Source organism: Terriglobales bacterium, from assembly GCA_035624475.1.
Taxonomy (GTDB): domain Bacteria; phylum Acidobacteriota; class Terriglobia; order Terriglobales; family Acidobacteriaceae; genus DASPRL01.
This window is the reverse complement of the sequence record DASPRL010000042.1, coordinates 1-4909: the sequence shown is the minus strand read 5'-3', so window position 1 is coordinate 4909 and position 4909 is coordinate 1. Positions and strand designations below refer to the sequence as shown.

Annotated in this window: 7 protein-coding genes; 5 read left to right on the top strand and 2 right to left on the bottom strand. The window is 68.8% G+C overall.

All coding sequences use genetic code 11. The annotated features are described in order from the left end of the window. The 5 genes from VEG08_02000 to VEG08_01980 form a co-directional block, all read left to right on the top strand. The coding region (locus tag VEG08_02000; protein ID HXZ26749.1) for a hypothetical protein at positions 1-282 on the top strand (282 nt) is incomplete at its 5' end. A gap of 244 nt (positions 283-526) precedes the next feature. Beyond that, positions 527-1018 (top strand): hypothetical protein, encoded by a 492-nt coding sequence (locus VEG08_01995; GenBank protein ID HXZ26748.1) that lies wholly within the window; start codon positions 527-529, stop codon positions 1016-1018. Between the two features lie 127 nt (positions 1019-1145). After that, positions 1146-1721, top strand: a complete 576-nt coding sequence (gene pyrR, locus VEG08_01990) for a bifunctional pyr operon transcriptional regulator/uracil phosphoribosyltransferase PyrR (GenBank protein HXZ26747.1) — start codon at positions 1146-1148, stop codon at positions 1719-1721. Between the two features lie 3 nt (positions 1722-1724). Further along, on the top strand, positions 1725-2627 hold the full coding sequence (locus tag VEG08_01985; GenBank protein HXZ26746.1) for an aspartate carbamoyltransferase catalytic subunit: 903 nt from the start codon (positions 1725-1727) through the stop codon (positions 2625-2627). Then, positions 2624-3931, top strand: a complete 1308-nt coding sequence (locus tag VEG08_01980) for a dihydroorotase (protein HXZ26745.1) — start codon at positions 2624-2626, stop codon at positions 3929-3931. The genes VEG08_01985 and VEG08_01980 overlap by 4 nt, the downstream gene beginning before the upstream one ends. Positions 3932-4182: 251 nt before the next feature. Here the strand turns inward: VEG08_01980 and VEG08_01975 are convergent, their stop codons facing one another. Both VEG08_01975 and VEG08_01970 read right to left on the bottom strand, forming a co-directional pair. Next, positions 4183-4656, bottom strand: a complete 474-nt coding sequence (locus VEG08_01975) for a DUF2085 domain-containing protein (protein ID HXZ26744.1) — start codon at positions 4654-4656, stop codon at positions 4183-4185. A gap of 29 nt (positions 4657-4685) precedes the next feature. Continuing rightward, on the bottom strand, positions 4686-4909 hold a 224-nt coding region (locus VEG08_01970; GenBank protein ID HXZ26743.1), incomplete at its 5' end, for an aminotransferase class I/II-fold pyridoxal phosphate-dependent enzyme.

Below are 4909 nucleotides of genomic sequence, written 5' to 3'. Positions count from 1 at the left end.
GAGAAGGTCCTGCAGTTCTATCGCAAGGAGCTGGGCGCGATGGGCAAGATGATCGAATGCCCCAACGGCGTGGACGCGGATGTGAAGGGCGACAACCCTTCCGACTGGAAGCAGGATGTCCGCTGCCGCACCGCGCCCGAGTCCGGCCGGGTCTCCGGCCAGGTGGATCTAGCGGTGGGCACGAGAGACCATCATCACCTGGTCGACGTGAAGCCCCTGGACAAGGGCTGCCGCTTCGCCCTCGTCTACGTGGAAACCCGCGGCGAACGCCAGACCATGTAGCTCCGCGGGTTGCGCGCGTGCGCACCCCTGCGGTACCTTGGCCTGCGTGGAACATCCCTGTCATCAGTGCGGCGCGGCGGTGGAGGAGGGCGTCCCCTTCTGCCAGAGCTGCGGCGCGCCGCAGATTCGCGTAGCTCCCGCTCCCTCTTCGCTCCCGCCCTCCGGGCCGTCGCTTCCGCCCGGCACTCCGGAGAACCTCCAGCCTCCGGCCCAGCCAGTGCCCCTGCCCTCGGCGCCCCAGTCCGTGGACTGGCACCTTGGCCTGACGGCCGCGGCGGTGGGCGGCTTGGCGGCCGCTCTCGCCTCCCTGGTTCCCGTGGTCAGCCTGGGCTGCTGCCTGTGGATGCTGGGCGGTGGCGCTCTGGCCGTCTCCTTCTATCGCCGCCGTTCCCGCGCCGACGTCACCTCCGGCATGGGCGCGCGCCTGGGCGCCGCGGCGGGCGTGCTGGGATTCTTCCTCTTCGCCGCTCTGACCGCGCTCCGCCTGTTCGTGGAGGTGGTGGTTCTCCACATGGGCGGCCGCATCCGCTCGGAACTGCGCCAGGCCCTGGAGCAGTCTGCCGCCCGCAACCCCGATCCCCAGGTCCAGGCCATGGTGCAGTGGATGATGTCGCCGCAGGGCTTCGCCACCTTCGTCACCGTCGGTATGTTGTTGTTTTTTATAGCCTTTGTCGTGTTTTGTACGGCGGGCGGAGCGCTCGGCGCCTCGCTATTCGGCAAGCGCGACCGCGCCTGACCCCTGGCTCTCTGTTTCCCTTCTGGACACCGCCCGTCAGGTTCGTCTTGCCCCTTTCGCCACCCCTCCCGTATGATTCTGCACCGCAGCCATTTCCCCCGAACGCCTGCGCCCAACGAGCCCATCTGTGAGTTCGCAGCCGCAACCGCGTCCGCCGCAACTGCGTGAAAAGACGCAGCTTATGTCGGCCTCCGAGATCGAGCGCACGCTCGTGCGTCTGGCCCACGAGATCGTGGAGAAGAACAACGGAGTGGAGAACCTGGGCCTGGTCGGCATCCGCCGCCGCGGCGTCTTTCTCGCCGAACGCCTGGCCAAGCTGATTCAGCGCATCGATCGCAAGACCGTGCCCGTGGGCAGCCTCGACATCGCCCTCTATCGCGACGACCTTTCGCCCATCGCGCCCAAGCCGGTGGTACAGAAGGGGGCCATCGGCTTCGACGTGGCCGGCAAGGACATCATCCTGGTGGACGACGTCCTCTACACCGGCCGCACCATCCGCGCCGCGCTGGACGCGCTTTTCTCCCACGGCCGTCCCCGCCGGGTGCAACTCTGCGTGCTCATCGATCGCGGCCACCGCGAGTTGCCCATCGAGGCCACCTTCGTGGGGCGCAAGGTCCAGACCACGCGCGAGCAGAACGTCGAAGTTCAGCTCAAGGAAGTCGACAACGTGGAGAAGGTGCTACTCATGGAGAGGATGGGCTGAGCCATGAAGCGCTCCCTGCTCAGCATCGAAACCATGAAGCCGGAGGAGATCTCGGGCCTTCTGCGCCTGGCCCGGCGCATGCAGTCCAACGGCTCGCGCCCGCTGTTGCGCGACCGCCGTGTGGCCCTGCTCTTCTACGAGCCTTCCACCCGCACCCGCATCTCTTTCGAGTACGCCGCCAAGGCGCTGGGCGCCACCACCAGCGTGGTGCACGCCACCGCCTCCAGCATCGCCAAGGGCGAGTCGCTGATCGACACCGGCAAGACCCTGGCCGCTCTGGGCTCCGACGCCATCGTCATCCGCCATCCCGCTGCGGGGGCGCCCCACCTGCTCGCCCGCCATCTCCAGGTCCCGGTCATCAACGCCGGCGACGGCATGCACGAGCACCCGTCCCAGGCCCTGCTCGATGCCTTCACCATCCTCAAGCACAAGAAAGAGCTGAAGAGCCTGAAGATCGCCATCATCGGCGACATCTACCACAGCCGGGTCACTCGCTCCAACGTCCACCTGCTCTCGAAGTTCAGCGCGCAGGTGGTGTTGTGCGGCCCGCCGGAACTGGTTCCCGATATGGCCGCCACGCTGGCTCCCGGGGTGCGCGTCACGCGCCACGTGGAGGACGCTCTGCGCGGCGCCGACGTCATCATGGCGCTGCGCGTCCAGAAGGAGCGCCTGGCCGGACGCAAGCTGCGCGTCGGCGACTACGTGGCCGGCTACCAGCTCACTCCCGAGCGCCTGCGCCTGGCCAAGCGCGATGCCATCCTCATGCATCCCGGCCCCGTCATCCGCGGCATGGAGATCACCGGCGAATTGGCCGATCTGCCCCAGTCGGTCATCGAGGAGCAGGTGCACAACGGCGTGGCCGTGCGCATGGCGGTGCTGGCCAACTGCCTGGGGGTGGCGGGATGAAAGAGCGCCCCGACAAGATCCCTTCGCTGCTCCTCCGCAACGGGCGGGTGGTGGACCCGGCCGCCAAGGTGGACGCCGAGATGGACGTGCTGCTGCGCGACGGCCGCGTCGCCGAGGTCGCCCCGCGCAACAAGCTGCGCTGCCATCCCGACGAGACCTTCGACGCCAAGGGCCTGATCGTCGCCCCCGGCTTCATCGATCTCCACGTCCACCTGCGCGAGCCCGGCCAGGCCCGCAAGGAGACCATCGCCACCGGCACCCGCGCCGCCGCCGCCGGCGGCTTCACCACGGTCTGCTGCATGCCCAACACCGCCCCGGTGAACGACACCCCGGAGGTCACGGCCTGGCTGCAGGACCCCGCCCGCGGCGCCCTGGTCAACGTGCTGCCCGTGGCCGCCGCCACCGTGGGCTCCAAGGGGGGGCGCCTCACCGACTTCCGCTCCCTGCAGCGCGCCGGCGCCGTGGCGGTCACCGACGACGGCAAGCCCATCCTCGACGAGTTGCTGATGCGCGAGGCCTTGAAGACCGCCGCCGCCTTCGACCTGCTGGTCATCCAGCACGCCGAGGACACCCGCCTCACCGCCGGCTGCTCCATGCACGACGGCTCCACCTGCTTCCGCCTGGGCCTGCGCGGGATGCCCGCGGAAGCCGAGGCCGCCATCGTGGAGCGCGACGTCCAGTTCGCCGCCCAGGCGCGCGCCCGCCTGCACGTCGCCCACGTCTCCACCGCCGCCGCCATCAAGGCCATCCGCCGCGGCAAGCGCAATCGCACCCGCGTCACCTGCGAGATCACGCCCCACCACTTCACCCTCACCGACGAGGCCGTCGGCGAGTACGACACCAACGCCAAGATGAACCCGCCGCTGCGCTCCGCCGCCGACCGTGAGGCCCTGCTCTCCGCCCTGGCCGACGGCGCCGCCGATGCCATCGCCACCGACCACGCTCCCCACGCCGCCTACGAGAAGCAGGTGGAGTTCGAGAGCGCGCCCTTCGGGGTCACCGGACTGGAGACCGCGCTGGCCCTGGCGGTCACCAAGCTGCACGCCGAGAAGCGCGTGCCCCTGGTGCGCCTGGTCGAACTGCTCTCCACCAACCCCGCCCGCATCCTGGGGCTGAAAGCGCGCGGCACCCTGGTGCGCGGCGCCATCGCCGACGTCACTCTCTTCGATCCCAAGAAGCGCTGGACCTTCGAGGCCGCCAAGTCGCTCTCGAAGTCGCGCAACACTCCCTTCGACGGCTGGCAGCTCACCGGCCGCGTCCTGGCCACCATCGTCGGCGGCCGCCTCGTCCACCGGTTGGAATAGGGATTCTCGGAGGCGCACGGTTTCAGACTTCGCCCCACCGTCTGGGATTGTCATCCTGAGCGCGGCGAGGGATCCGCTCTGCGGGAGACCGAGGCAGCGAAGGATCCCTATCGGCTGGATGGATCCGAGGTGAGCGCCACTTGTCAGGCGCGTAGCGACGCCATTCGTTAGCCCAGCGCTTCAGCGCTGGGTCAGGAGCCGCCAATGCCCGAGTCCCGCAGGGACGGCACAGACTTCGGAGGGGCACGGCTTCAGCCGTGCCAAAGAGACCGCTCTACCCTTTGAGTTCTCGAGGAAGCCCGCAGCGCCAGCGAGGGCGACCCGAGGGAACTGGCCGCCACCACCGCCGCCATCCCCACTCCCAGAACTACGCCAAAGACGAACCGCAGGTCTATCCAGTTGCCGTGCAGCCCCGCCATCTCCGTCGCCACATCCAGCCCGTTGATGACCGCCGCCACCGCCAGGAACCGCACCGCCACCCGCCGCGGCCACCGCATCCAGGCACCGACTGCCGCACCCAGGTAGATGCCCAAACAGCGCGCGCACACCGCCACCGGCGCGCCCGCGATCCAAAACGATCGCTGCGCTTCCTGGTGGCATACCCGCGAGAAGAACTCCCGAATCGCCCACGCCGCCAGTAGATGCCCGCTCAGCAGCGGCGCCGCCAGCGCGGCGAACGCCAGCGTGCCGGGCAACGCCCAGACGAGAATGATCCCCTTCTTCAATTCCTCTGTGCCCTCTGTGTCCTCTGTGGTTAACTCAGGATCCCCATCTTCTTCCCCACCCGCTTCAGCACTTCCAGCGCGCGGTCCAATTCGTCGCGCGTGTGAGTGGCGGTCATGATGGTGCGCACCCGTGCCTTGCCCTCGGGCACGGTGGGGAAGGTGATGCCCGTCCCCAACACGCCCTCCTGGAAAAGGGCGCGCGAGAACTCCATCGTGGTCTTGCCCTCTCCCAGGATGATCGGCGTGATCGGCG